27 protein-coding genes are annotated in these 24,107 nt (G+C 67.8%); 16 read left to right on the top strand and 11 right to left on the bottom strand.

All coding sequences use genetic code 11. The features are described 5' to 3' along the window. Positions 1-42: 42 nt before the first annotated feature. Positions 43-675, bottom strand: coding sequence for a TetR family transcriptional regulator (locus tag WS54_RS25210; protein ID WP_034208032.1), 633 nt, complete (start codon positions 673-675; stop codon positions 43-45). A gap of 252 nt (positions 676-927) precedes the next feature. On the opposite strand from WS54_RS25210, the gene rsxB reads away from it, so the two are divergent. Together rsxB and nth are read left to right on the top strand one after the other, a co-directional pair. Continuing rightward, positions 928-1,821, top strand: coding sequence for an electron transport complex subunit RsxB (gene rsxB / locus WS54_RS25215; protein ID WP_442861316.1), 894 nt, complete (start codon positions 928-930; stop codon positions 1,819-1,821). Next, the gene (gene nth / locus WS54_RS25220; protein WP_059781269.1) at positions 1,818-2,462 is read left to right on the top strand and encodes an endonuclease III; all 645 of its coding nucleotides are present in this window, start codon (positions 1,818-1,820) and stop codon (positions 2,460-2,462) included. Before rsxB ends, nth begins: the two co-directional genes overlap by 4 nt. Before the next feature lie 63 nt (positions 2,463-2,525). On the opposite strand, the gene WS54_RS25225 is transcribed toward nth, so the two are convergent. Further along, entirely contained in the window at positions 2,526-3,455 is a 930-nt protein-coding gene (locus tag WS54_RS25225; RefSeq protein ID WP_059781267.1) for a DMT family transporter, read from the bottom strand. A 186-nt stretch (positions 3,456-3,641) separates the two neighbouring features. Here WS54_RS25225 and WS54_RS25230 point away from each other — a divergent pair, with 186 nt between their 5' ends. Further along, positions 3,642-4,109, top strand: coding sequence for a DUF1841 family protein (locus tag WS54_RS25230; RefSeq protein ID WP_373557157.1), 468 nt, complete (start codon positions 3,642-3,644; stop codon positions 4,107-4,109). A 99-nt stretch (positions 4,110-4,208) separates the two neighbouring features. Here the strand turns inward: WS54_RS25230 and WS54_RS25235 are convergent, their stop codons facing one another. Both WS54_RS25235 and WS54_RS25240 read right to left on the bottom strand, forming a co-directional pair. After that, the gene (locus tag WS54_RS25235) at positions 4,209-4,568 is read right to left on the bottom strand and encodes a c-type cytochrome (RefSeq protein WP_006490657.1); all 360 of its coding nucleotides are present in this window, start codon (positions 4,566-4,568) and stop codon (positions 4,209-4,211) included. Between the two features lie 40 nt (positions 4,569-4,608). After that, positions 4,609-4,968 (bottom strand): c-type cytochrome, encoded by a 360-nt coding sequence (locus tag WS54_RS25240; protein ID WP_006478192.1) that lies wholly within the window; start codon positions 4,966-4,968, stop codon positions 4,609-4,611. A 246-nt stretch (positions 4,969-5,214) separates the two neighbouring features. On the opposite strand from WS54_RS25240, the gene WS54_RS25245 reads away from it, so the two are divergent. From WS54_RS25245 to WS54_RS25265, 5 genes are all read left to right on the top strand, one after another. Then, positions 5,215-6,057, top strand: a complete 843-nt coding sequence (locus WS54_RS25245; protein ID WP_034208036.1) for an AAA family ATPase — start codon at positions 5,215-5,217, stop codon at positions 6,055-6,057. Between the two features lie 26 nt (positions 6,058-6,083). Beyond that, positions 6,084-7,259, top strand: coding sequence for a vWA domain-containing protein (locus WS54_RS25250; RefSeq protein ID WP_059781264.1), 1,176 nt, complete (start codon positions 6,084-6,086; stop codon positions 7,257-7,259). 55 nt (positions 7,260-7,314) lie between these two features. Further along, positions 7,315-8,526: a benzoate/H(+) symporter BenE family transporter gene (locus WS54_RS25255; protein WP_059781262.1), complete on the top strand. Its 1,212-nt coding sequence runs from the start codon at positions 7,315-7,317 to the stop codon at positions 8,524-8,526. Positions 8,527-8,694: 168 nt separating this feature from the next. Beyond that, positions 8,695-9,648, top strand: a complete 954-nt coding sequence (gene tal, locus WS54_RS25260) for a transaldolase (protein WP_059781370.1) — start codon at positions 8,695-8,697, stop codon at positions 9,646-9,648. A gap of 240 nt (positions 9,649-9,888) precedes the next feature. Further along, complete coding sequence (locus tag WS54_RS25265; RefSeq protein ID WP_034208039.1) at positions 9,889-10,344, top strand: VOC family protein; 456 nt, start codon at positions 9,889-9,891, stop codon at positions 10,342-10,344. Positions 10,345-10,436: 92 nt separating this feature from the next. Here the strand turns inward: WS54_RS25265 and mctP are convergent, their stop codons facing one another. From mctP to WS54_RS25280, 3 genes are all read right to left on the bottom strand, one after another. Next, positions 10,437-11,987 carry a monocarboxylate uptake permease MctP gene (gene mctP / locus WS54_RS25270; protein WP_059499177.1) on the bottom strand — a complete coding sequence of 517 codons (1,551 nt, stop codon included), beginning with the start codon at positions 11,985-11,987 and terminating at the stop codon, positions 10,437-10,439. Further along, entirely contained in the window at positions 11,984-12,226 is a 243-nt protein-coding gene (locus WS54_RS25275; RefSeq protein ID WP_059781260.1) for a DUF3311 domain-containing protein, read from the bottom strand. Before WS54_RS25275 ends, mctP begins: the two co-directional genes overlap by 4 nt. Positions 12,227-12,425: 199 nt before the next feature. After that, complete coding sequence (locus WS54_RS25280) at positions 12,426-13,343, bottom strand: hypothetical protein (protein WP_059781258.1); 918 nt, start codon at positions 13,341-13,343, stop codon at positions 12,426-12,428. 146 nt (positions 13,344-13,489) lie between these two features. Between WS54_RS25280 and WS54_RS25285 the strand changes: the two genes are divergently transcribed. The 3 genes from WS54_RS25285 to WS54_RS25295 all read left to right on the top strand — a co-directional run bounded on the left by WS54_RS25285 (position 13,490) and on the right by WS54_RS25295 (position 14,742). After that, the gene (locus WS54_RS25285) at positions 13,490-13,744 is read left to right on the top strand and encodes a hypothetical protein (RefSeq protein ID WP_034208041.1); all 255 of its coding nucleotides are present in this window, start codon (positions 13,490-13,492) and stop codon (positions 13,742-13,744) included. Between the two features lie 315 nt (positions 13,745-14,059). Next, positions 14,060-14,422, top strand: a complete 363-nt coding sequence (locus tag WS54_RS25290; protein ID WP_059781257.1) for a type II toxin-antitoxin system RelE/ParE family toxin — start codon at positions 14,060-14,062, stop codon at positions 14,420-14,422. Then, positions 14,419-14,742 carry a helix-turn-helix domain-containing protein gene (locus tag WS54_RS25295; RefSeq protein WP_059781255.1) on the top strand — a complete coding sequence of 108 codons (324 nt, stop codon included), beginning with the start codon at positions 14,419-14,421 and terminating at the stop codon, positions 14,740-14,742. The genes WS54_RS25290 and WS54_RS25295 overlap by 4 nt, the downstream gene beginning before the upstream one ends. Positions 14,743-14,806: 64 nt before the next feature. Here the strand turns inward: WS54_RS25295 and WS54_RS25300 are convergent, their stop codons facing one another. From WS54_RS25300 to WS54_RS25315, 4 genes are all read right to left on the bottom strand, one after another. Continuing rightward, the gene (locus WS54_RS25300) at positions 14,807-15,283 is read right to left on the bottom strand and encodes a DNA-deoxyinosine glycosylase (protein ID WP_059781253.1); all 477 of its coding nucleotides are present in this window, start codon (positions 15,281-15,283) and stop codon (positions 14,807-14,809) included. Next, entirely contained in the window at positions 15,283-15,879 is a 597-nt protein-coding gene (locus WS54_RS25305; protein ID WP_059781369.1) for a chorismate--pyruvate lyase family protein, read from the bottom strand. Before WS54_RS25305 ends, WS54_RS25300 begins: the two co-directional genes overlap by 1 nt. Positions 15,880-15,887: 8 nt before the next feature. Further along, positions 15,888-17,786, bottom strand: a complete 1,899-nt coding sequence (htpG, locus tag WS54_RS25310; protein WP_059781251.1) for a molecular chaperone HtpG — start codon at positions 17,784-17,786, stop codon at positions 15,888-15,890. Between the two features lie 158 nt (positions 17,787-17,944). Then, positions 17,945-19,405 carry an aminotransferase-like domain-containing protein gene (locus tag WS54_RS25315; RefSeq protein WP_034208046.1) on the bottom strand — a complete coding sequence of 487 codons (1,461 nt, stop codon included), beginning with the start codon at positions 19,403-19,405 and terminating at the stop codon, positions 17,945-17,947. Between the two features lie 229 nt (positions 19,406-19,634). Between WS54_RS25315 and WS54_RS25320 the strand changes: the two genes are divergently transcribed. The 5 genes from WS54_RS25320 to WS54_RS25340 all read left to right on the top strand — a co-directional run bounded on the left by WS54_RS25320 (position 19,635) and on the right by WS54_RS25340 (position 24,016). Then, positions 19,635-20,327 (top strand): VOC family protein, encoded by a 693-nt coding sequence (locus WS54_RS25320; protein WP_059781249.1) that lies wholly within the window; start codon positions 19,635-19,637, stop codon positions 20,325-20,327. 47 nt (positions 20,328-20,374) lie between these two features. Further along, complete coding sequence (locus WS54_RS25325; protein WP_059781248.1) at positions 20,375-21,283, top strand: DMT family transporter; 909 nt, start codon at positions 20,375-20,377, stop codon at positions 21,281-21,283. Positions 21,284-21,435: 152 nt separating this feature from the next. Beyond that, positions 21,436-22,617, top strand: a complete 1,182-nt coding sequence (locus WS54_RS25330) for an aminotransferase-like domain-containing protein (protein WP_059781247.1) — start codon at positions 21,436-21,438, stop codon at positions 22,615-22,617. 42 nt (positions 22,618-22,659) lie between these two features. Further along, positions 22,660-23,118, top strand: a complete 459-nt coding sequence (locus WS54_RS25335) for a RidA family protein (protein WP_034208050.1) — start codon at positions 22,660-22,662, stop codon at positions 23,116-23,118. Positions 23,119-23,131: 13 nt separating this feature from the next. Next, the gene (locus WS54_RS25340) at positions 23,132-24,016 is read left to right on the top strand and encodes a PhzF family phenazine biosynthesis protein (protein ID WP_059781245.1); all 885 of its coding nucleotides are present in this window, start codon (positions 23,132-23,134) and stop codon (positions 24,014-24,016) included. The last annotated feature ends 91 nt before the right edge of the window (positions 24,017-24,107 follow it).

Consider the following 24,107-nt stretch of genomic DNA (forward strand, 5'->3'; position numbering starts at 1 on the left):
CGGCCGCGAGCGGGCGGCTCGTCAGTTCGTCCGTTCGTCGCGTCAGCGCCGCAGCAGATACGCGAGCAGCACCTCGGTGCTCATCCGGACCATCTCCGCGCGTTCGTCGGTGTCGGTGAAGTCGCGGCCGAGCGTCGCGGCGAGCGTGAAGCGGTTCGAGACGATGTAGTAGCCGAGCCCCGACAGCGTCACGTAGAAACGCAGCGGATCGACGTCGCCGCGGAACAGCCCGGCCTTCTGGCCGCGCATCAGCACGTTGCCGAGCTTCGCGACGATCGGCGACATCATCTCGCGGATCCGCGTCGACTTGTGCAGATAGCGCGCTTCGTGCAGGTTCTCGTTGTTGATGAGCCTGAGCAGCTCCGGATGATCGCGGTAGTAGTCCCAAACGAAATGCGCGAGCCGTGTGACGGCCTCGACCGGCGCGACGCCGTCGAGATCCAGCACGCGCTCGGCCTCCGTCAGCGCGGAGAACGCGTGTTCGAGCACCGCCGTGAAGAGCTGCTCCTTGCTGCCGAAGTAGTAATAGAGCATGCGCTCGTTCGTTTCGGCCCGGCGCGCGATCTGATCGACGCGCGCGCCGAACAGCCCTCCATTCGCGAACTCTTCGGCTGCCGCCATCAGGATGCGGCGGCGCGTACCTTCAGGATCTCTTTTGATTTTTGGCTGATTCATGGTGGCGTTTTGCTACGTGAGCCGCTTGATCCGGACCGGCACCCCCACCGCCTCGGCGCCGGCCGCCCTGGAACGGGCGCGCCGCGGGCGGCCGCCCTCCTGCTGAGCCCCTGCAAAAAAGCGGTTCGATTATGCGCATAGACGGCGTCCAGCGCAATGCGGGAAATCGGCGATAATCGAGCTTTGGCAAACCTTTCCGGCCGCGCCCGACGCGGCCGAGAGCCATTCGGCGCCGTTGCGCCCGTTGTCACCGTGACCGACTCCAAAACACTCGCGGATCGCATCGAAGATCTGCTTCCCCAGACGCAATGCACGAAGTGCGGCTATAACGGCTGCCGTCCGTACGCCGAGGCGATCGCCGCCGGCGACGCGAACTACAACCAGTGCCCGCCCGGCGGCGCCGAAGGCATCGCGCGTCTCGCGAGCCTGCTCGGCAAGCCGGTGATTCCGCTGAACCCCGTCAACGGCAGCGAGCATCCGCGCGCGGTCGCGTTCATCGACGAAAACCTGTGCATCGGCTGCACGCTGTGCATGCAGGCGTGTCCGGTCGATGCGATCGTCGGCGCACCGAAGCAGATGCACACGATCGTCGCGTCGCTGTGCACGGGCTGCGACCTGTGCGTGCCGCCGTGCCCGGTCGACTGCATCGCGATGCTGCCGGTGACCGGCGATCGCACGGGCTGGGATGCGTGGTCGCAGGAACAGGCAGACGCCGCGCGCGAACGCCACGACCTGCGGCTCGCGCGCCAGCGCCACGAGCGCGAGGCCGCCGAAGCGCGCGCCGCCGCCCGCCGCGCGGCCAGTGCGGCAAAGCCGGCCGCGGGCCCCGCCGCGGCGCAGCCGGATGCGCCGGCCGCCGACGACGCCGAAGCGAAGAAACGCGCGATCATCGCCGCCGCGCTCGAACGCGCGCGCAAGAAGAAGGAAGAACTGTCCGGGCAAGGCGCCGGGCCGAAGAACACCGAAGGCGTGAGCGCGGCCGTCCAGGCGCAGATCGACGCGGCCGAGGCCCGCCGCAAGCGACTCGCCGAGCAGCAGGCGCAGCGCGATGCCGAAGCGGCATCGGGCGGCCGCGACCACGACAACGACACCGATAGCGACGATCCGGACGGCCCGTCCGCGCCGCCCGACCAGAACGCTCCATGAACGCCAGCAAACGACGCGCGATCTACGAAACGCTGCAGAGCCTCAATCCGCATCCGACCACCGAACTCGAATACTCGACGCCGTTCGAACTGCTGATCGCCGTGATGCTGTCCGCGCAGGCCACCGACGTGTCGGTCAACAAGGCGATGCGGAAAATGTTTCCGGTCGCGAACACCCCGCGACAAATCGTCGCGCTTGGCGAGGAAGGCGTCACCGAGTACATCAAGACGATCGGCCTCTATCGCACCAAGGCGAAGAACGTGGTCGCGACGTGCCGGATCCTGCTCGAGCGCTACGACGGCGAGGTGCCGGCCGATCGCGAAGCGCTCGAAGGCCTGCCGGGCGTCGGCCGCAAGACCGCGAACGTCGTGCTGAACACCGCGTTCGGCCAGCCGACGATCGCGGTCGACACGCATATCTTCCGCGTCGCGAATCGCACCGGGCTCGCGCCGGGCAAGGACGTGCGGGCCGTCGAAACCGCGCTCGAAAAGTTCACGCCGAAGGAATTCCTGCAGGACGCGCATCACTGGCTGATCCTGCACGGGCGCTACGTGTGCAAGGCGCGGCGGCCCGAATGCTGGCACTGCGCGATCGAACCGCTGTGCGAGTTCCGGCCGAAGACGCCGCCGCCCAACGAATAGGCGTCACGCCGCATGGGCGAGCGCCGCACGCGCCGTCGCGACGCCCGCTCCGCCCCTTCCCGGCTACGCGTTGGACGTCGCCGTCGCGTCGTCGGCGGCCGCGCAGCCCGCGCGCACGAGCGCCAGCACGGCCGCCAGAATCGCGACGCCGCCCGCCCACTGCAGCGGCGACAACGCCTCCCCGAACAGCAGCGCCGCGAGCGCGACCGTCACGACCGGTTCGAGCGTCGACAGCATCGACGTGCGTGCGGCCCCGAGCCGCTCGAGCCCGGCGAAGAACGCGAGCATGGCCGCGACCGTCGACACGAGCGCGATCGCGAGCATCGACGCCCAGCCGCCGGCCGTCGCGGGCCAGCGCGGCGGCGCGCCGATCGCCGCCGTGCGCGCGATGGCGATCGCGACGAGCGTCGCGGTGGCCGACAGGCAGATGATCGCGGTGGTCGCGAGCGGGTCGACGCCGCGCGTCGCCCTGGTGCCGCCGACGATGTACAGCGAATAGATCACCGCGGCGGCCAGCGCGAGCGCGATCCCGAGCGGCTCGCCGTGCCCGCCGCCGACCATCAGCGCCGAACCCGCGACGCACAACACCAGCGCGACGGCCTTCGCCCGCGTCAGGCGCTCGCCGAGCCACCACGCGGCCAGCAGCGTGACGAACGCCGGATACAGGTACAGCAACAGCGCGACGAGGCTCGCCTGCGCGTGCTGCAGCGCGCTGAAATAGCAGAACGACTGCCCGACGTAGCCGAGCGCGCCCATCGCCACCAGCGGCGCGAGCGCTCGCCCGCGCGGCCATGCGACGCGGCGGTGCCGCGCGATCGCGGCGAGCACCGCGCCGCCGATCGCGAAGCGCACGATCAGCAACCCGAGCACGTCGACGCCGGCCGCATACGCGTAGCGGCCGAAAATCGCCATCGCGCCGAACGCGGCGGCGGACAACGCGACGTAGAGCGCGCCCTGCAGGGCGGCGGGCGAAGGGCGAACGGTATCGGTCATGATGAAACGGGCGAACCAGCGTCGGGACGGAGTCGTCGGAGTGTAGCGGTGCGGCAGCGGCGAGCCTAGCCCGCGCTTACCCGTTGCGCAGCGGGCGGCCGCAACGCCCTGCGACGCCTGACTCCAGCCGCCCCGGAGCCGCCGCCAGCGCCGTGCGCCGCTCCGGCGTACAATGCGCGACGCGGCATGACGCCGCCCGAATCACGACGTTTCCCCACCATGTTCAATCCAAGCCGCGACGACGTCCGTCGCTTTTTCACCGAGACCTGGCGCAAGCAGCGCGCGGGCGAAATCCTGACGCCGCTGGAAGCGATCGCGGCCGACTGGATCGTCGAGCATCCCGAATACCACGACGAACTGGCCGACGCCGACGGCGCGGCCGCGCGCGACTACACGCCCGAAGAAGGCCGCACGAACCCGTTCCTGCACCTGTCGATGCACCTGGCGATCAGCGAGCAGTTGTCGATCGACCAGCCGCCCGGCATCCGCGCCGCGCACGACAAGCTGGCCGCGAAGCTCGACTCGACCCACGACGCGCAGCACGCGATCATGGAATGCCTCGGCGAGACGATCTGGGAAGCGCAGCGCACGAACACGCCGCCCGATACCGACGCGTACCTGCAGCGCATCCTGCGCCGCGCGTCGCGCGACTGAGCGCGGACCAGCACGTCGACCTGCGCCGGGCCGCGGACAAAAAAATACCCCGCCGAGGCGGGGCATTCTTGCTGCGCGAGCCCGTGAGGCCCGTCGCGCTTACTTCTTGAACACGAGGTCGGTTTCCTTCAGCGACTCGATGTAGGACGCGATGTCCTTCATGTCGCTGACCGACAGGTTCTGTACCTGCGCCTGCATGATCGCGTTGTTGCGGCCGAGCAGTGGGTTCGTCAGCCCCATCTGGTACTGGCGCATCGCCCACACGAGGTAGTCGGCGTGCTGGCCGGCGAGGCGCGGATACTCGGCGTTGATCGGCTTGTTCAGTTGCGCGCCGTGGCAGGCCGCGCAGTTGTGCGATTCGACCAGTTCCTTGCCCTTCGAGATGTCCGCGGCGTGCGCGGTACCGATCGCGAGGCCGGCCGCCAGTGCCACCGCCGCCGTCTTGAATGCGTTGTTCATGAATGCTCCTGTCCCGCCGGGGAGATCGGCGGCGCGCGCTTTACTTGTAGGGGTTGTCCTTCGTGTCGGCCTTCTGGGCGGCGTAGTACGCCGACAGATCCGCGATGTCCTGGTCGGTCAGCGAACCGGCGATCGCATTCATCGACGGGAAGTGACGATCCTTCTTGCGGTAGGCCTTCAGCGCGTTCTCGAGGTATTGCTGGTTCTGGCCGCCGAGGACAGGCACCCGGTAGACCTCCGGGTACGCCGCGCGGTAGTCCTGGATGCCGTGGCAACCGATGCACATGGCGGCCTTGCTCGCCCCGTCCTTCGGGTTGCCGACCACACCGGCCGCCTGCGCGCTGCCCGCGAGCGCCACGAGCGCTGCGACAACGACGTGTTTGCCGACGAATTTGTTCATAGCTCTTGTAACCTAGCTTGAGGGGAAACTGGCGCCTAAGCGGCAACGGCCCGCGCCGTTTTGCTTATCGGATCGCCACGCAGGCCAAAAAAAACGGCCAGATTGTACCGCGTCGGCGGGGAACGCGTCCATAAGGCGCCCCGGTCCGCCCCGCCACAGCCCCGCTACGATACGCGGGCGCGGCTCAACCGCACAGCCCTTCTGACTTATACTGGGTTTTTTTCCCCGAGAAAGAAGAGCGCCGCCATGCGTTTCGAAGGGTCCTCGCACTACGTCGCCACCGACGATCTGAAGCTCGCGGTCAACGCCGCGCTGACGCTGCAACGCCCGCTGCTGATCAAGGGCGAGCCCGGCACCGGCAAGACCATGCTCGCCGAGGAAGTCGCCGCCGCGCTCGACATGCCGCTGCTGCAGTGGCACATCAAGTCGACCACCAAGGCGCAGCAGGGTCTGTACGAATACGACGCGGTGTCGCGGCTGCGCGACTCGCAGCTCGGCGACGAGCGCGTGAAGGACATCGCGAACTACATCGTCAAGGGCGTGCTGTGGCAGGCGTTCGACGCCGAGCGCCCGAGCGTGCTGCTGATCGACGAGATCGACAAGGCCGACATCGAATTCCCGAACGACCTGCTGCGCGAGCTCGACCGGATGGAGTTCCACGTGTACGAGACGCGCGAGACGGTCCGCGCGAAGCACCGCCCGCTCGTCATCATCACGTCGAACAACGAGAAGGAGCTGCCCGACGCGTTCCTGCGCCGCTGCTTCTTCCACTACATCCAGTTTCCGGACCCGGCGACGATGCAGAAGATCGTCGCGGTGCACTTCCCCGACATCCGCGAGGAGCTGCTGCGCGCGGCGCTCGAGAGTTTCTTCGAATTGCGCGGCGTGTCGGGCCTGAAGAAGAAGCCGTCGACGTCCGAACTGCTCGACTGGCTGAAGCTGCTGCTCGCCGAGAACATTCCGGCCGACGCGCTGCGCGGCGCGGACGCGAAACAGATCGTGCCGCCGCTCGCGGGTGCGCTGCTGAAGAACGAGCAGGATCTGAGCCTGCTCGAACGGCTCGTCTACATGAACCGGCACAACCGGTAATCTCCCTCATCCGCGAAGGCCCGGCCATGCTGCTCAATTTCTTCTACGCGCTGCGCGCAGCCAAGCTGCCCGTCTCGGTGAAGGAATACCTGACGCTGCTCGAATCGCTGAAGGCCGGGCTGATCTCGCCGTCGATCGACGCGTTCTACTTCCTCGCGCGGATGACGCTCGTCAAGGACGAGCAGTACTTCGACAAGTTCGACCAGGCGTTCGGCGCGTATTTCCACGGCGTGTCCGCGCTGCCGTCCGAGGCGTTCGACATCCCGCTCGACTGGCTCGAGAAGCGCCTCGAGCGCGAGCTGTCGCCGGAGGAAAAAGCGCAGATCGAAGCGCTGGGCGGGCTCGACAAGCTGATGGAGCGCCTGAAGGCGCTGCTCGACGAACAGAAGGAACGCCACGAAGGCGGCAACAAATGGATCGGCACCGGCGGCACGTCGCCGTTCGGGCACGGCGGCTACAACCCGGAAGGCGTGCGCATCGGCGGCCCGTCGAACGGCAACCGCACCGCGGTGAAGGTGTGGGAAGCGCGCGCCTATCGCGACTACGACGATTCGGTCGAGATCGGCACGCGCAACATCAAGGTCGCGCTGCGGCGGCTGCGCCGCTTCGCGCGCGAAGGCGCGGCCGAGGAGCTCGACCTGCCCGGCACGATCCGCAGCACGGCCGCCAACGCCGGCTGGCTCGACCTGCGGATGGTGCCCGAGCGCCACAACAACGTGAAGGTGCTGATGCTGCTCGACGTCGGCGGCTCGATGGACGACCACATCAAGCGCACCGAAGAGCTGTTCTCGGCCGCGAAGGCCGAATTCAAGCACCTCGAATTCTTCTACTTCCACAACTGCGTGTACGACCACCTGTGGAAAAACAACCGCCGCCGCCACTCGGAACGCACCGCGACGTGGGACGTGCTGCACAAGTTCACGCCCGACTACAAGCTGATCTTCGTCGGCGACGCGACGATGAGCCCGTACGAAGTGCTGCAACCCGGCGGCTCGGTCGAATACAACAACCCGGAAGCCGGCGCCGTGTGGCTGCGCCGTCTCGCCGACCAGTTTCCGCATCACGCATGGCTGAACCCCGAGCCCGAACGGCTATGGGAGTACCGGCAGTCGATCGCGATCATTCGCGACGTGCTCGGCCAGCGCATGTATCCGCTCACGCTCGCCGGCCTCGAAACCGCGATGCGCGCACTCAGCAAGTAACGATACCCACCCGCAAATACACAGGCCGCGTCCGAGCGGCCGCCCCGGAGAGCGCATGAACCCTTCGTCCACCGCGAGCGCCGGCCGCGCCGGCGGCCGCCGCTTTTTCGCCGATACGTCCGTGTCCGCGCTCGTCGCCGGCTTCGTCGCGATGATGACCGGCTACACGAGCTCGCTCGTGCTGATGTTCCAGGCCGGCCGCGCCGCCCACCTCACCGACGCGCAGATCTCGTCGTGGATCTGGGCGCTGTCGATCGGCATGGCGCTGACGACGATCGGCCTGTCGCTGCGCTTTCGCGCGCCCGTCGTCGTCGCATGGTCGACGCCCGGCGCCGCACTGCTGATCGCGTCGCTGCCCGGCGTGCCCTACCCCGAGGCGATCGGCGCGTTCGTCGTCTGCGCGCTGCTGCTGACGGCCGTCGGCGTGAGCGGGCTGTTCGACACGCTGATGAAGCGCATTCCGGCCGGCATCGCGGCTGCGCTGCTCGCGGGCATCCTGTTCGAGATCGGCATCGAGATCTTCCGCGCCGCGCAGTTCCAGACCGCGCTCGTGCTCGCGATGTTCTTCACCTACCTGATCGTGAAGCGGCTTGCGCCGCGCTATGCGATCGTCACGACGCTGATCGTCGGCACCGCGGTGGCCGGCGGCCTCGGGCTGCTCGATTTCAGCCGCTTCCACATCGCGCTCGCGCAGCCCGTGTTCACGATGCCCGCGTTCTCGATCGCGTCGATCGTCAGCATCGGCATTCCGCTGTTCGTCGTCGCGATGGCGTCGCAGAACGTGCCGGGCATCGCGGTGTTGCGCGCGGACGGCTATCGGACGCCGTCGTCGCCGCTGATCGCGACGACCGGCCTCGCGTCGCTGCTGCTCGCGCCGTTCGGCTCGCACGGCGTGAATCTCGCGGCGATCACGGCCGCGATCTGCACCGGCCCCGAAGCGCACGAGGATCATGCGAAGCGCTACACGGCCGCCGTGTGGTGCGGCACGTTCTACCTGATCGCCGGCATCTTCGGCGCGACGATCGCCGCGCTGTTCGCGGCGCTGCCGAAGGCGCTCGTCGTGTCGGTCGCGGCGCTCGCGCTGTTCGGCTCGATCATGAGCGGGCTCGCGAACGCGATGCAGGACGTGAAGCAGCGCGAAGCGGCGCTCGTCACGTTCATGGTGACCGCGTCGGGCCTCACGCTGCTGTCGATCGGCTCGGCGTTCTGGGGGCTCGTCGCGGGCGTCGTCACGCAGGTGATCCTGAACGCGCGGCGCCCCGCGTGACGGGGCTCGCCGCCCGCCGCGGCGCGCGCCCGGCACGCCAGAACGTGCCGGACACGAATCGGGCCTAAAATGATGGATCGGAAGCGGCGCCCGGCGCCGCTTCGCTTCGCCGCCGCGCTCGCGCGGCCCGTGAGAACCCGGCGCCCCGCGCTCTTCTTCCGAATCGCCATGACTACCGCACTCGACCAGCTGAAGCAGTACACGACCGTCGTCGCCGACACGGGCGACTTCCAGCAGCTTGCGCAATACAAGCCGCAGGACGCGACCACGAACCCGTCGCTGATCCTGAAGGCCGTCCAGAAGGATGCGTACAAGCCGATCCTCGAGAAAACCGTCCGCGATCATCGCAACGAAAGCACCGATTTCATCATCGACCGCCTGCTGATCGCATTCGGCACCGAAATCCTGAAGCTGATCCCCGGCCGCGTGTCGACCGAGGTCGACGCGCGCCTGTCGTTCGACACGCAGCGCTCGATCGACAAGGGCCGCGAGCTCGTCAAGCTGTACGAAGCCGCCGGCGTCGGCCGCGAGCGCATCCTGATCAAGCTCGCGTCGACGTGGGAAGGCATCCGCGCGGCCGAGGTGCTGCAAAAGGAAGGGATCAAGTGCAACATGACCCTGCTTTTCTCGCTCGTGCAGGCGGCTGCGTGCGCGGAAGCCGGTGCGCAACTGATCTCGCCGTTCGTCGGCCGCATCTACGACTGGTACAAGAAGCAGGCCGGCGCGGAATGGAACGAAGCGCGCGACGGCGGCGCGAACGATCCGGGCGTGCAATCGGTGCGCCGCATCTATACGTACTACAAGACGTTCGGCTACAAGACCGAAGTGATGGGCGCGAGCTTCCGCACGACGAGCCAGATCGTCGAGCTCGCCGGCTGCGACCTGCTGACGATCAGTCCCGACTTGCTGCAGAAGCTGCACGAGAGCAACGAGCCGGTCGCACGCAAGCTGTCCCCGGACACGCTGCAGGACAAGCCGGCCGAGCGCGTCGCGATCGACGAGGCATCGTTCCGCTTCCAGCTGAACGACGAAGCGATGGCGACCGAAAAACTCGCCGAAGGCATCCGCGTGTTCGCCGCCGACGCGGTCAAGCTCGAGAAGCTGATCGACGCGCTGCGCTGAGCCGAGCTGCACGTCAGCGGCTGTCAGCAAGACTGACAACAGCCGTCAGTACGTGCGCTGCAACGGCCGCGAACGCGATGTTCGCGGCCGTTTTTATTTTTCATTCCATCGTCAAGCGCGCGCACTACAATCCACGTCACGGGTGCGGCGGCCGCCTCCCGATGCGCCCTTTCCCAGTCAATCTTGCACGACGCCAAGCCAGCGCCGACGCGCCGGTACGGCTCATCCCAGGAGACAACGATGCAAGTTCAACCGTACCTGACGTTCTACGGTCGTGCCGACGAAGCCCTGCAGTTCTACGAAAAGGCACTCGGCGCGAAGACGATGTTCAAGATGCACTTCAAGGACGCACCGCCGAATCCCGATTACCCGATGTCCCCTGAAATGAGCGACAAGGTGATGCACGCGAGCTTCACGATCGGCGACTCGATGATCATGTGCTCGGACGGCGATTGCAGCCAGCCGGCCGGCGCCGCGCATGCCGGCTATTCGCTGTCGCTGAACCCGGCGACCGTCGACGAAGGCCAGAAGCTGTTCAATGCGCTCGCCGACGGCGGCGAAGTGACGATGCCGTTCGGCAAGACGTTCTGGGCGCTCGGCTTCGGGATGGCGAAGGATCGTTTCGGCGTGCACTGGATGGTCAACGTCGAGGATCCGTCGCAGCGCGAGGAGCTCGCGAAACGCGCGCAGGGCTGACGCCAAGGAAACGCCCGCCACCTTGCGGTGGCGGGCGTTTTCGCTCTTGAGTAAAGCGCCGTGCGCGGACGTGTGCCGCGCACGGCGCAGTCTCAACCCTCGACGACGTCGAGATAATCCTCCGGCCGCGTGCGATCTTCCGCATGCGCCATGCCCATCGCGCGCACCAGCACGCTCACCGCCACCGACACCACCAGGTTCACGACCAGCGACCACACGGCCGCGTAGCCGGGGATCGCGAGGCCGAACAGGTGGATCGTGAAGATCGAGCTGGCCAGCTTCAGCGAGATCGCCATCCACGTGCCGCAGACGATGCCGGCCGCCCAGCCGGCTAGCAAGCCGCGATGGTCGAGCACGCGCGTGTACAGGCCGAGCACGATCGCCGGCAGCGTCTGGATGATCCAGATCCCGCCGAGCAGTTGCAACTGGATCGCGTAGGTCAGCGGCAACCCGAGGATGAACGCCACCGCACCGACCTTCACGATCAGCGAGACGAGCTTCGCGACGTGCGTCTCCTGGTCGTGCGACATGTTGCGGTTCACGAACTCGCGGTGGATGTTGCGCGTGTACAGGTTCGCGGCCGCGATCGACATGATCGCCGCCGGCACCAGCGCACCGATGCCGATCGCCGCGAACGCGACGCCGACGAACCACGACGGAAAATACTCGAGGAACAGCGCGGGCACCGCGAAGTTCGGGCCGAACGCCTTGAAGTACGGCGCGTACTGCGGCATGTCCTTCACGCCGGAGGCGAGCGCCATGTAGCCGAGCAGCGCCAGCAGGCCGAGCACGAACGAGTACGCGGGCAGCATCGCCATGTTGCGGCGGATCGAGTTGCCCGACGACGACGACAGGATCGCCGTGACCGAGTGCGGATACAGGAACAGCGCGAGCGCCGAACCGATCGCGAGCGTCGCATACGCGCTGTAGCCGTTCAGGCTCGTCGCGTCGGGCGCCTTCAGCAGCAGCTTCGCGGGCGGCACCGCTGAGAAGATGTGCCCGAAGCCGCCGAGCTTCGCGGGGATCACGATGATCGCGGCGGCGATCGTGACGTAGATCAGCACGTCCTTCACGATCGCGATCATCGCCGGCGCGCGCAGCCCCGACGTGTACGTATACGCGGCCAGGATCGCGAACGCGATGATCAGCGGCAAGTCGCCGACGAAGCCGGTCGTGTCGAAGCCGAGCGCGCCGATCACCACCTCGATGCCGACGAGCTGCAGCGCGATGTACGGCATCGTCGCGACGATGCCCGTCACCGCGATCGCCAGCGCGAGCATCCGGCTGCCGTAGCGTGCGTTGACGAAATCGGCGGCCGTCACGTAGCCGTGCCGCTTCGCGATGCTCCACAGCTTCGGGAACACGACGAACGCGAACGGATAGATCAGGATCGTATACGGCAGCGCGAAGAAGCCCATCGCGCCGGCGCCGAACACCAGCGCGGGCACCGCGACGAACGTGTAGGCCGTGTAGAGATCGCCGCCGAGCAGGAACCACGTGACGATCGTGCCGAAGCGGCGGCCGCCGAGGCCCCATTCGTCGAGATGGGCAAGATCGCCGCGCCGCCAGTTCGCCGCCAGGAAGCCGATGATCGTGACGCCGATGAACAGCAGGACGAAGACGAAGGTCGCGCCGAGATTCATTGCGCACCTCCTTGCGTGCCGCCCGCCTTCCATGCGTTCTTGGTCTTGAAATACACGAACGCGGTAATCACCGCGCTGATGAAGACCCACAGCAACTGGTACCAGTAGAAAAACGGAAAACCGAGCCATTGCGGTTCGATCTTGCTGTACGACGGCACCCAGACCATCGCGATCAGCGGCAGTACCAGCAGCCAGAGCCAGCGCTTGGCGGCCCGGTTGGCGTCGGCATCGTGAGCCATGACGTCTCCTCTTCTATCCCGGTTATCGATCTTGTTGAGCGGGTACGGCACCGAGAGGAGCAGCAAAACGGGTAGGCTACGGCTCCCCTGGCTTCGCGCCAGTATAGGAGCCGCGAGCACGCGGTCAAGCAGGGGCGAACCCGAGGTGATCCGCCCCTTGTCGCGCGGTTGCACCGGCCTGCCGCCGATGCAACCGGCGTCAGATCGCGAACGCGGTGTCGCGTGCGCCCGTCGTTTCTTTCAAAGCTTTCACCCACTTGCGCGCGGGCAGCTTCAGCGTGTCCTCGATCAGCTTCGCGCGGGCGTCGAGCTGCGCGAACGGCACGTCGAGCTCGGGCCCCGAGAACGCGATCGCGATCCGGTTGCCGTCGTGCACTTCGGGCAGCGCGATCACGCGGTGATCGAACGCCGCGTTCAGGTGCTTCATGTTGCGCACGAAGCTCGGATGATCGCCGAACAGGTTGATCGTCGCGATGCCGGCGTCGGCGAGGCAGCCGCGCACCGCGCGGTAGAACGCGACGCTGTCGAGCACGGGGCCGCGCGCGGTCGCGTCGTACAGGTCGATCTGAATCGCGCCGGTCGTGCCGCGGTTGGCCGGGTCGTTGACGAAGTCCCACGCGTCGGCTTCGTGCACGACGAGGCGCGCGTCGTCGGGCGGCAGCGCGAACATCGTGCGCGCGGCGACGATCACGGCCGGGTTCAGCTCGACGGCCTCGACCTTCGCGTGCGGCAGGAAACGATGCGCGAACTTGGTCAGCGCGCCGGTGCCGAGCCCGAGCTGGACGATCCGCGCGGGCGTTTCGAGGAACAGCAGCCACGCCATCATCTGCTGCGCGTATTCGAGCTCGATATGCAGCGGCTTCGAGATCCGCATCGCGCCCTGCACCCACTCGGTGCCGAAGTGCAGGAAGCGCACGCCGCCTTCTTCGGAGAACGTAACGGGCGCGAAGCGCGGCTTGCGCGGCGCTTCGAGCACCGGCACGTCGTCGTGTTCGTCGATGTCCGGGCGGCGCTTCACGCGCGGCGGCTGGAGCTTTTCGGAGCCGTTGTAGGCGGACGGCTTGCGTTGCTTGAACGCGCGTGCCTCGGCGGACGCGCGCTTGATCAGTCGGGTCATGATGGTTGAATCTCGCTGGGTGACGCTGGATGAGCGGACGAGAGGATAGCATTGGCGGAAGACGGAGGCTGCGACGCGCACCCCATCACGCGTGACGCCGGACCCCGTCGGCGCTACGCTGCGCTCGTGGATCCACAGGAGCGCGTATGACCTCGAACGACAAGAAAATCTGGTTCCCGGCGAAGCGCTACGGCTGGGGATGGGGGTTACCGGTAGCGTGGCAGGGCTGGGTCGTGCTGCTGCTGTTCGCGATCGGGATCGTCGCGAGCGCGTGGCTCGTGCCGCCGCAACGATCGCCGGTGGCGTACGGTGCCTGCATCGTGGTGCTGGTCGCGCTGCTGACTGCCGTGTGCTGGATCAAGGGCGAGAAGCCCCGCTGGCGATGGGGCAACGACGATTGAGCTTCGACGCGACACGCCAACCCATGCGGTCGCGGTTCCTCCGCAACGCCCTCCTTTCGTCACCGATACGCCGCGACAGCACTCTGTCGAACGGCTGAATTGTCTCGACTCTCCACGCGACGCAACACTGTGAAGCAGCGGCCTCCTGGCCGGAAGTTCACATCGCGTTTCCCGCTGGCGGCACCTGAGCGCGAACCGGCACCGCCCGTCGGTCACCATCGCCCGCCTGCATCGCTCCTGACACCGCTTTCGAACGGCCGCGCCGAATGCATCCGCGGCCCTTGAAATTATACCCAAATAGGGATAAATTAATCGATGGATCCATACATCAAACCGCTGTACTGGCTCGGCTCGGCGCGCAAGGACTTGAAAGCGATGCCCGAAGCCGTGCAGGACACGTTCGGTTATGCGCTGTATCCGGCGCAGACGGGACGCAGGCACGATCGGGCCAAGCCCTTGAGGGGATTCGGATCGGCAGGCGTGCTGGAGATCGTGGAATCGGAAGACAACGGCACGTACCGCGCAATCTACACGGTGAAGCTGGGCGGCAGCGTCTACGTGCTGCACTGTTTCCAGAAGAAATCGTCGAGCGGCGTCGCGACACCCAGGCCGGACAGCGACCTCGTCCGCGAACGTCTGAAAGCGGCCAAAGCACACGCAACAGGAGAAAGGCGATGATCGAAATCGAACCGGCCAGCGGGAACGTCTACGCTGACCTGGGCATGCGCGATGCCGACGAAATGCGGGTGAAGGCCCAGCTCGCCGCGAAGATCGCGGAAATCATCAAGGCGCGCAAATGGACGCAGCAGCACGCGGCACGATTGCTCGGCATCCCTCAGCCGAAGCTGTCGAACATGTTGCGCGGTCAGTTTCGCGGCGTGAGCGAGACAAAGATGCTCGAATGTCTCGCCAAGCTCGGACGCGACGTGCAGATCGTCGTCGGGCCGGACCGCCGGTCGGAAGCCGCAGGACACATCGAAGTCGTTTTCGCCGCCTGACGGCAGCGTCGTTTCGATCGCACCGATGCGCTGGCCGCACATGCCGCCGGCAGCGCCCGGTCGATCAAAGCACGATTCGACGCCAGTGCTCGAGCTTCTGCTCGAACGACAGCATCGCATTCGCGGGGCTCGACGAAGGCAGCACGAGTGTCTCGTACCCGGCTTGGCCGATCACGTCGGCGAATCGCCCAGCCGTCTTGCCGTTGAAGCACACGCGCTTGAGCAACGGCGCATGCGCGCGCAGCGAATCGAAGTCGTTCGGCTTCGCATTCCGGATCGCCGAATCGAGACTGCCCTGACGATGGCACGCATCGAGGACGTCCCAGATGCCGATGCCGTGCGACAGCACGCGCTCGAGCCGCGCGTCGTACGACAATTCGTGCAGCATCGGCTCGCCGAGCACCGCGCCGAGCAGCCGCCAGAACTGGTTGCGCGGATGCGCGTAGTACTGCGCGGCGTCGAGCGACGCCTCGCCCGGAAAGCTGCCGAGAATCATCGTGTGCGTATTCGGCGCGACGACCGGCGGAAAGCCTTGCAACATCACGCGTCTCCGTGCTGCCCGCCCGATCGCGGCCCGTCGCCGTGCTCGGCGAGATGGCGCCACAGCGCCGGCAGCATGCACTCGGTGACCATCAACGGCTTGCCGTGACGCTGGAACACCGAGCGGCGCGCGGCAAACGCATGCGGCGCTCGCACGCCCTGCAACGCATGGCTCGCGAGCGCATACAGCGGATGACCGGCGATCACGCGCCGGCTCACGAGCGCCGAGCGCTCGACCTGCGGATCGGTGTACAGCAGCTCGGCGAGCGGCCGCGTGCGCAGCCGCCGCATCGCCTGCCACACGCCCTTGCTGGCGGCGAGCGGCGCAATGCTGTGCGCGGCGACGTACGGCGTGCCGTCGACCGACAAAATCACCTCGCGCACCCACATCGGCGCGCGCGGCGAACTGGCGAGCGCGTCCGGCTCGTCGAACCACGGCGAGTCGACGGCCTCGCGCGTCACGCGCACGTTCACGCGGCCGAGCCGCGCGAGATGCGCGGTCAGCGATCCGCCGCGCGTCAGCCAGTCGCGCTGGTCGAGCGTGCAGCCAGGCCGCGGCGTCTCGCGCCAGCCGGCCCGAGCGCCGTCGAATCGCATGCGCGCGTTCACGCGGCGCGCGACAGCAGCAGCGCGTTGGTCCGCTTCACGAAGCTCGCCGGATCGTCGAGCATGCCGCCTTCGGCCAACAGCGCCTGATCGAACAGCAGATGGCACCAGTCGCCGAAATCGGCGCTGTCGGCCTTCAGCTGCTTCACGAGCGCGTGCTCGGGATTGATCTCGAGGATCGGCTGCATCGCCGGCGCATTCTGGCCGGCCGCCTTCAGCATCCGCTGCAGGTAGCCGCTCATGTCGTTGTCGTCCGCGACGAGGCACGACGGCGAATCGGTCAGGCGGAACGTGACGCGCACTTCCTTCACCTTGTCGCCGAGCGCTTCCTTCATCTTCTCGACGATCGGCTTGATCGCCTCGCCCGCCTGCTCCTGCGCCTTCTTTTCCTCGTCGTTCAGCTCGCCGAGATCGAGATCGCCGCGGGCCACGCTCGCGAGCGGCTTGCCGTCGAATTCGTGCAGGAACGACAGCATCCATTCGTCGACGCGGTCGGTCAGCAACAGCACCTCGACACCCTTCTTGCGGAACACTTCCAGATGCGGGCTGTTCTTCGCGGCCTGCCACGTATCGGCGGTCACGTAGTAGATCTTGCTCTGCTCGGGCTTCATGCGCGACACGTAGTCGGCGAGCGACACGTCCTGCGCGTCGGTGTCGCCGTGCGTCGACGCGAAGCGCAGCAGCTTCGCGATGCGCTCGCGGTTCGCGTGATCCTCGCCGACGCCTTCCTTCAGCACCTGGCCGAATGCGCTCCAGAACGTCTTGTACTTCTCCTTGCCGGCGTCGTCTTCCGCGTTCGCGAGTTCCTCGAGCATCGACAGCGCGCGCTTCGTCACGCCTTCGCGGATCGCCTTCACGTCGCGGCTTTCCTGCAGGATCTCGCGCGACACGTTCAGCGGCAGGTCGACCGAATCGACGACGCCCTTCACGAAGCGCAGGTATTGCGGCAGCAGTTGCTCGGCGTCGTCCATGATGAACACGCGCTTCACGTACAGCTTCAGGCCCCCGCGATAGTCGCGGTTCCACAGGTCGAACGGCGCGCGCGCCGGCACGAACAGCAACTGCGTGTATTCGCTGCGGCCCTCGACGCGGTTGTGCGTCCACGTGAGCGGATCCTGGTGATCGTGCGCGATGTGCTGGTAGAACTGCGTGTACTGCTCGTCGGTGATGTCGCTCTTCGAACGCGTCCACAGCGCGCTCGCCTGGTTGACGGTCTCGTCCTCGTCCTTCAGGACCATCTCGCCCTTCTCCTGATCCCACTCTTCCTTCTTCATCAGGATCGGCAGCGCGATGTGGTCGGAGTACTTCTGGATGATCGATTTCAGGCGATGCGACGACAGCAGGTCGTCCTCGCCTTCGCGCAGGTGCAGCGTGATCGTCGTGCCGCGCTGCGCGCGCTCGATCGCGTCGATCGTGAAATCGCCCTCGCCGGCGCTTTCCCAGCGCACGGCTTCGTTCGCGGGCAGGCCCGCGCGGCGCGTTTCGACGGTGATCTTGTCCGCGACGATGAAACCAGAGTAGAAGCCCACGCCGAACTGGCCGATCAGCGCCGCGTCCTTCTGCTGGTCGCCGGACAGCTTCGTGAAGAATTCCTTGGTGCCCGAACGCGCGATCGTGCCGAGGTTCGCGATCGCCTCGTCGCGGCTCATGCCGATGCCGTTGTCGTCGATCGTGATCGTGCGCGCGGCCTTGTCGTAGCCGATGCGGATGCGCAGGTTCGGGTCGTTCTCGTACAGCGCGTTGTCCGCGAGCGCTTCGAAACGCAGCTTGTCGGCTGCGTCGGACGCATTCGACACCAGTTCGCGCAGGAAGATTTCCTTGTTGCTGTAGAGCGAATGGATCATCAGGTGGAGGAGTTGCTTGACCTCTGCCTGAAAGCTCATCGTTTCGTGTGCCATGGATACTGTTTCCTCTTACTTGAACTGAACAGGGGTGACGCCGGCGCCCGGCGCGCGATGCCGGCGGCCCCACGAAGGACGACCGCCGGGCGCCGGCGGTTTGCGCGCGTATCTGGGGACGGTGCGCGGCATTTCAAGAGCCGGCCCGCCGCGCCGCGTCACGACGCGCGCCGTACCGCCGAATCGATATAGCGCGCCAGCAGCCCCGGCAGCGCCGGATCGCCGCAGTTCGCGACGTTGAAGCGCATCCACGTGGACGGCGACTGCTGCGGCGAGAACAGGCTGCCCGGCGTCAGCAGGAAGCCGGCCTCGTGCGCGACCGCCGCGAGCGCGTCCGAATCGACGCCCGTGTCGGCCCACAGGAACATCCCGGCCGCCGGCATCGTGAAGAGCCCGAGCCCCGTGCGCTCGAGCATCCGGGCGGTCTTGTCGCGCACGCCGTCGAGCCGCGCGCGCAGCCGCTCGACATGGCGCCGGTAATGCCCTTCGGTCAGGATCTTGTACAGCACGCGCTCGTTGAGCTCGGGCGTCGTCATCCCGACCAGCATCTTCTGGTCGGTGACCGCCTTCGCGATCTCTGGCGCGCAGGCCACGTACCCGACCCGCAAGTTCGCCGCGAGCGTCTTCGAGTAGCTGCCGAGGTAGATCACCCGCTTCAACTGGTCGAGGCTCGCGAGGCGCGTGGCCGGATAGCTCGGCGGGCACAGGTCGCCGTACACGTCGTCCTCGACGACGAGGAAGTCGTAGGCCTCCGCGAGCTTCAGAATCCGGAACGCCTGCGCGGCCGACAGCGACGTGCCGGTCGGGTTCTGCAGCACCGAGTTGATCACGAGCATCTTCGGCCGCCACATCTGCACCAGGGTTTCGAGCGCATCGAGGTCGGGGCCGTCGGGCGTATACGGCATCCCGACGAGTTGCGCGCCCTGCGCCGCGAAACGGCCGAACATCTGGAACCACGCGGGGTCGCCGACGATCACCGCATCGCCCGGCCGCACGTAGATCCGCGCAATCAGGTCGATGGCCTGCGTGATGCCGGAAACCAGCACGATCTGTTCGGGTTTCGCGCCGATCTCGACTTCGGCGAGGCGCGTCTGCAGTTGCTGGCGCAGCGGCAGGAAGCCCTGCGCGGTGCCGAAGCCGAGCATCTGCGCGCCCGACTGGCGCCCGAGCGCGCGCAGCGCGCCGGTGATCAGCTCGCCGTCGAGCCAGCGGCCCGGCAGGTAGCCGAGGCCCGGGCCCTTCTCCGGGCTGACGGTGTGCAGCATGTTGCGCAGCAGCCAGACGACGTCGATCGTGTTGTGCACGGGCGCGGCCTCGGCCACGCGCGCGGCGCCGTCGGCCGGCTGCGGGCCCGCGGCCGTGCGCTCGCGCACGTAGAAGCCGGAGCCGCGCCGCGAATCGAGGTAGCCCTGCGCGACGAGGCGCTCGTAGGCCTCGACGACGGTGAAGCGCGACACGCTCTTGTCGAGCGCGAGCTTGCGGATCGACGGCATGCGCATGCCGGGACGGAACACGCGTTCGTCGATGCGCCGCCGCGCCCACTGGACCAGCTGGTCGACGAGCGTGAGCGTGGCCGTGTCGTGCGGCGCGGGAATCTGGGCGAGTGGGACGGTGGACATGGGCGGCGACTCCAACTGTACCGAAGGCTATCGCGCCGATTGTACCGTTACTGTGCCGGTAGCGACGATTACAGTTGACCGGAATGGCGATCGTGCGGCCGCCGGTTCGGCCCCGCCGCACGTGGCGCCGCGCCTGCCGGCCCGCATCGCGGCCAGGCACCGGCCGGTCCGGCCCCCGCCCGGCGCCTCGCCCGCTTACCATGACACTTTCGCTTCCCGCCCGACGCTCATGCCAGCTCGCTCCCTGACACTCGACCACCTCGTGATTGCCGCGCGCACCCTCGACGAAGGCGTGCGCCACGTCGCCGACGCGCTCGGCATCGAACCGGCCGGCGGCGGCCGCCACCCGCTGATGCGGACCCACAATGCGCTGTTCGGCGCATGGGGCGGGCTCTACCTCGAAGTGATCGCGATCGACCCCGACGCGCTCGCGCCGGACGACGACGCGAAGCCGCCGCGCGCGCGGCTGTTCGCCCTCGACGATCCGGCGCTCCACGCGCGGCTCGCGCAGGGTCCGTTTCTCGCACACTGGGTCGCGCGCGTCGACCGCCCGCGCCAGCTTGCGCTGTGGCAGCGCCAGTATCCGGCCCGTATCGCGCCCGTCGTGGCGATGCGGCGCGGCGACCTGAGCTGGGGCCTCACGGTGCCCGACGACGGCAGCTTCCCCGCCTGGCAAGGCGCAGGCGACGGCCTCGTGCCGTCGCTGATCCAGTGGGACAGCCCGCGCCACCCGTCCGATTCGCTGCCCGGCGACGGCATCGCGCTGAAAGCGCTCAAGGGCGCCCACCCGCGCGCGGATGCGATCCGCGCGCAGCTCGACTGGCTCGGCGCCGCTCACCTGCTCGACATCGAATCGACCGACGGCCCGCCGGCGCTCGTCGCCGAATTCGACACGCCGCAGGGCCCGCGCACGCTGCGCTGAACGCCCGCCCGATCGTCATCACCCTGCAAGACGGAGACACCCACGACATGAATTCGCGCGAAACCCGGGGCATGCTGCTCGGCCTCATCGGCGTGATGATTTTCAGCCTGACGCTGCCGATGACGCGGATCGTCGTATCCGAACTCCATCCGCTGCTCAACGGGCTCGGCCGCGCGCTCGCCGCCGCCGTGCCGGCCGGCCTGCTGCTGTGGTGGCGCCGCGAGCCGCTGCCGACGCGCGCGCAACTGAAGAGCCTCGCGATCACGTCGGCCGGCGTGATCGTCGCGTATCCGGTGTTCTCGGCGTGGGCGATGAAATCGGTGCCGGCGTCGCACGGCGCGGTGGTCAACGGGTTGCAGCCGTTGTTCGTCGCGCTGTACGCGGCATGGCTGTCGCACGAACGGCCGTCCAGGGCGTTCTGGGCCAGCGCGGTGGCCGGCAGCGCGCTCGTGATCGCGTTCGCGCTGCGCGACGGCGGCGGCGCCGTGCAGGCCGGCGACGCGCTGATGCTCGTCGCGGTCGGCATCGGCGCGCTCGGCTATGCGGAAGGCGCGCGCCTCGCGCGCCAGATCGGCGGCTGGCAGGTGATCTGCTGGGCGCTCGTCGTGTCGGCGCCGTTCCTCGTGCTGCCGGTCGGCTGGCTCGCGTGGATGCAACACGCCGCGCATCCGGGCCCGCTCGCGCTACGCACGTGGCTCGCGTTCGGCTACGTGACCCTTTTTTCGCAGTTCATCGGCTTTTTCGCGTGGTACGCGGGGCTCGCGATGGGCGGCACCGCGCGCGTCGGCCAGGTGCAACTGCTGCAGATTTTCTTCACGATCGCGTTTTCCGCACTGCTGTTCGGCGAAACGGTCACGTCGTCGACGTGGCTGTTCGCCGCCGCCGTGATCGCGACCGTGGTGCTCGGGCGCCGCTCGGCGGTCGCCACGGCGCCGCATCCCGCTCGCGCCGGCTGAACAGGTACGCCATAATGGCTGCTTTGCCTGATCGGTGTTGCCCACCCAGCCGCGAAGGCTCGATCGCGCTCGCGTTCGCCCACCCGGCAGCGTCGAAACGATCCGCCCGAGCGACCTTTCTTGACTGACCACGATACCCGAACGAGGAGACTATGAATCCGAGCGACCTGCATCCGCCGCACTGGCTGCTTTCCGAACGCGCCCGCAAGCTGACGAGCTCTGCGATCCGCGAAATCCTGAAGGTCACGGAGCGCCCCGAGGTCATCTCGTTCGCCGGCGGCCTGCCCGCCCCCGCGACGTTCCCGGCGGAACGCATGCGCGCCGCCGCCGACCGCGTGCTGCGCGACGCGCCTGCCGCCGCGCTCCAGTACAGCGCGACCGAAGGCTACCTGCCGCTGCGCGAGTGGATCGCCGAACGCTACAGCGTGCGCGTGTCGCAGGTGCTGATCACGACCGGCTCGCAGCAGGCGCTCGACCTGCTCGGCAAGGCGCTGGTCGACCCGGGCAGCCCGATCCTCGTCGAAACGCCGACCTACCTCGGCGCGCTGCAGTCCTTCTCGCTGTACGAGCCGCGCTACGTGCAGGTGCCCACCGACGAGCAGGGCCTGCTGCCGGAAGGTCTCACGCCCGAACTCACGCAAGGCGCGCGGCTGCTGTACGCGCAGCCGAACTTCCAGAACCCGACCGGCCGCCGCCTGCCCGTCGAGCGCCGCCGCGCGCTCGCCGCGTTCGCGCAGTCGAGCCCGTTCCCGGTGCTGGAGGACGATCCGTACGGCGCGCTGAACTATCAGGGCGAGCCGCTGCCGACGATGCTGTCGATGGCGCCCGATCACGTCGTGCACCTCGGCACGTTCTCGAAGGTGCTCGCGCCGGGCCTGCGGATCGGCTACATCATTGCGCCCGAAGAGCTCCACTTCAAGCTCGTGCAGGCCAAGCAGGCCACCGACCTGCACACGCCGACGCTCACGCAGCGCATCGCGCACGAAGTGATCAAGGACGGCTTCCTCGACGAGCACATCCCGACGATCCGCGCGCTGTACAGCGCGCAGTGCGACGCGATGCTCGGCGCGCTCGCGCGCCACATGCCGGAAGGCGTCACGTGGAACCGTCCGGAAGGCGGGATGTTCATCTGGGTGAACCTGCCCGCGCAGATCGACAGCATGAAGCTGCTCGCCGCGGCCGTCGACAACCACGTCGCCTTCGTGCCGGGCGCGCCGTTCTTCGCGGAGAACGCGCAGCAGAACACGCTGCGCCTGTCGTTCGTGACGGTGCCGCCCGAGAAGATCGAGGAAGGCGTCGCGCGCCTCGGCAAGCTGCTGCGCGAGCGCCTCTGATCCCCTTTTCCCTGTCACGACTCTCTACGAGGAATCGAACGCATGGCTAACGTCTACGACAAACTGAAGTCGCTCGGCATCGAGCTCCCGACCGCCGGCGCACCGGCCGCCGCCTACGTGATGAGCGCGCAAAGCGGCAACACGGTCTACCTGTCGGGCCATATCGCGAAGAAGGACGGCAAGGTCTGGGCCGGCAAGCTCGGTGCGGATCTGCAAACGGAAGACGGCAAGGCGGCCGCCCGCTCGATCGCGATCGACCTGCTCGCGACGCTGCACGCGCACACCGGCGACCTGAACAAGGTCACGCGCATCGTCAAGCTGATGAGCCTCGTCAACTCGACGCTCGACTTCACCGAACAGCACATCGTGACGAATGGCGCGTCGGAGCTGATCGCCGAAGTGTTCGGCGATGCGGGCAAGCATGCGCGCTCGGCGTTCGGCGTCGCGCAGATCCCGCTCGGCGCGTGCGTCGAGATCGAACTGATCGCCGAAGTCGCGTAACGGGCGCATCGCGATGCCTGCCCGTCTCGTTCGCTTCAAGCAGGTCGACGTGTTCACGTCGGTGCCGTTCAAGGGCAATCCGCTTGCCGTGGTGTTCGACGCCGATGCGCTCGGCGACGACGCCATGCTCGAGATCGCCCGCTGGACGAACCTGTCGGAAACGACGTTCCTCTGCACGCCGACCGATCCGCAAGCCGACTATCGCGTGCGGATCTTCACGACGGGCGGCGAACTGCCGTTCGCCGGCCACCCGACGCTCGGCACCGCGCATGCGTTCCTGGAAAGCGGTGCGCGGCCGCGCACGCCGGGCCGGCTGATCCAGCAATGCGGGGTCGGCCGGGTCGCGCTGCGCGAGCAGGCCGGCGGCTGGGCGTTCGCCGCGCCGCCGGCACGCGTCACGCCGCTCGACCGTTCGGACTACCCGGCACTGGCCGCCGCGCTGCACAGCGACGCGCTCGACCTGGACGCCGAGCCGTGCGCGGTGGACAACGGCGCGCCGTGGCTGGTCGTGCGGCTGAAGTCGGCCGACGCGTGCATCGGCCTGTCGCCCGATCCGGCCGCGCTCGCGGCGCTTACCCACCGCTACGGCGTACACGGCGTGGCGGCGTACGCGCCGCACGCCGACGGCGGCCCCGCGACGTTCGAGATCCGCTGCCTGATGACGGGCGGCCAGTTCGGCACGCCCGGCGAGGATCCCGTCACCGGCAGCGCGAACGCCGCGCTGGCCGGGCTGCTGACGCGGCAGGAACGCCGCCCCGGCCCGTCGTACACGGCCCGCCAGGGTACGGCGATCGGTCGCGACGGCCGCATCTTCGTCAGCTACGACGAAGACGGCACGACCTGGATCGGCGGCCACGTCGTCACGGTCGTCGACGGCACGTTCCGGTCGCCCGCCTGACATTTCGCGATGTGCGATGGCGCCGGCTCGTCCGGCGCCCTACGCTTTGCCCAACTATCGCAAAAACGTTCCAGCCAGTAATATCGGGCCT

Origin of the sequence: Burkholderia sp. NRF60-BP8, assembly GCF_001522585.2 — a bacterium.
GTDB lineage: Bacteria > Pseudomonadota > Gammaproteobacteria > Burkholderiales > Burkholderiaceae > Burkholderia.

What these genes read in the sequence shown, in the direction of transcription:
- WS54_RS25265 (WP_034208039.1), top strand. Translation starts at nt 9,889, where the DNA reads ATGCAAGTTCAACCGTACCTGACGTTCTACGGTCGTGCCGACGAAGCC.
- WS54_RS25340 (WP_059781245.1), top strand. Translation starts at nt 23,132, where the DNA reads ATGCCTGCCCGTCTCGTTCGCTTCAAGCAGGTCGACGTGTTCACGTCG.
- WS54_RS25320 (WP_059781249.1), top strand. Translation starts at nt 19,635, where the DNA reads ATGCCAGCTCGCTCCCTGACACTCGACCACCTCGTGATTGCCGCGCGC.
- WS54_RS25280 (WP_059781258.1), bottom strand. Translation starts at nt 13,343, where the DNA reads ATGACCCGACTGATCAAGCGCGCGTCCGCCGAGGCACGCGCGTTCAAG.
- WS54_RS25315 (WP_034208046.1), bottom strand. Translation starts at nt 19,405, where the DNA reads ATGTCCACCGTCCCACTCGCCCAGATTCCCGCGCCGCACGACACGGCC.
- WS54_RS25290 (WP_059781257.1), top strand. Translation starts at nt 14,060, where the DNA reads ATGGATCCATACATCAAACCGCTGTACTGGCTCGGCTCGGCGCGCAAG.
- mctP (WP_059499177.1), bottom strand. Translation starts at nt 11,987, where the DNA reads ATGAATCTCGGCGCGACCTTCGTCTTCGTCCTGCTGTTCATCGGCGTC.
- WS54_RS25210 (WP_034208032.1), bottom strand. Translation starts at nt 675, where the DNA reads ATGAATCAGCCAAAAATCAAAAGAGATCCTGAAGGTACGCGCCGCCGC.
- WS54_RS25255 (WP_059781262.1), top strand. Translation starts at nt 7,315, where the DNA reads ATGAACCCTTCGTCCACCGCGAGCGCCGGCCGCGCCGGCGGCCGCCGC.
- WS54_RS25250 (WP_059781264.1), top strand. Translation starts at nt 6,084, where the DNA reads ATGCTGCTCAATTTCTTCTACGCGCTGCGCGCAGCCAAGCTGCCCGTC.
- nth (WP_059781269.1), top strand. Translation starts at nt 1,818, where the DNA reads ATGAACGCCAGCAAACGACGCGCGATCTACGAAACGCTGCAGAGCCTC.
- WS54_RS25305 (WP_059781369.1), bottom strand. Translation starts at nt 15,879, where the DNA reads ATGCGATTCGACGGCGCTCGGGCCGGCTGGCGCGAGACGCCGCGGCCT.
- tal (WP_059781370.1), top strand. Translation starts at nt 8,695, where the DNA reads ATGACTACCGCACTCGACCAGCTGAAGCAGTACACGACCGTCGTCGCC.
- WS54_RS25245 (WP_034208036.1), top strand. Translation starts at nt 5,215, where the DNA reads ATGCGTTTCGAAGGGTCCTCGCACTACGTCGCCACCGACGATCTGAAG.
- WS54_RS25330 (WP_059781247.1), top strand. Translation starts at nt 21,436, where the DNA reads ATGAATCCGAGCGACCTGCATCCGCCGCACTGGCTGCTTTCCGAACGC.
- WS54_RS25275 (WP_059781260.1), bottom strand. Translation starts at nt 12,226, where the DNA reads ATGGCTCACGATGCCGACGCCAACCGGGCCGCCAAGCGCTGGCTCTGG.
- WS54_RS25300 (WP_059781253.1), bottom strand. Translation starts at nt 15,283, where the DNA reads ATGTTGCAAGGCTTTCCGCCGGTCGTCGCGCCGAATACGCACACGATG.
- WS54_RS25230 (WP_373557157.1), top strand. Translation starts at nt 3,642, where the DNA reads ATGACGCCGCCCGAATCACGACGTTTCCCCACCATGTTCAATCCAAGC.
- WS54_RS25295 (WP_059781255.1), top strand. Translation starts at nt 14,419, where the DNA reads ATGATCGAAATCGAACCGGCCAGCGGGAACGTCTACGCTGACCTGGGC.
- WS54_RS25335 (WP_034208050.1), top strand. Translation starts at nt 22,660, where the DNA reads ATGGCTAACGTCTACGACAAACTGAAGTCGCTCGGCATCGAGCTCCCG.
- htpG (WP_059781251.1), bottom strand. Translation starts at nt 17,786, where the DNA reads ATGGCACACGAAACGATGAGCTTTCAGGCAGAGGTCAAGCAACTCCTC.
- WS54_RS25240 (WP_006478192.1), bottom strand. Translation starts at nt 4,968, where the DNA reads ATGAACAAATTCGTCGGCAAACACGTCGTTGTCGCAGCGCTCGTGGCG.
- WS54_RS25285 (WP_034208041.1), top strand. Translation starts at nt 13,490, where the DNA reads ATGACCTCGAACGACAAGAAAATCTGGTTCCCGGCGAAGCGCTACGGC.
- WS54_RS25325 (WP_059781248.1), top strand. Translation starts at nt 20,375, where the DNA reads ATGAATTCGCGCGAAACCCGGGGCATGCTGCTCGGCCTCATCGGCGTG.
- WS54_RS25235 (WP_006490657.1), bottom strand. Translation starts at nt 4,568, where the DNA reads ATGAACAACGCATTCAAGACGGCGGCGGTGGCACTGGCGGCCGGCCTC.
- WS54_RS25225 (WP_059781267.1), bottom strand. Translation starts at nt 3,455, where the DNA reads ATGACCGATACCGTTCGCCCTTCGCCCGCCGCCCTGCAGGGCGCGCTC.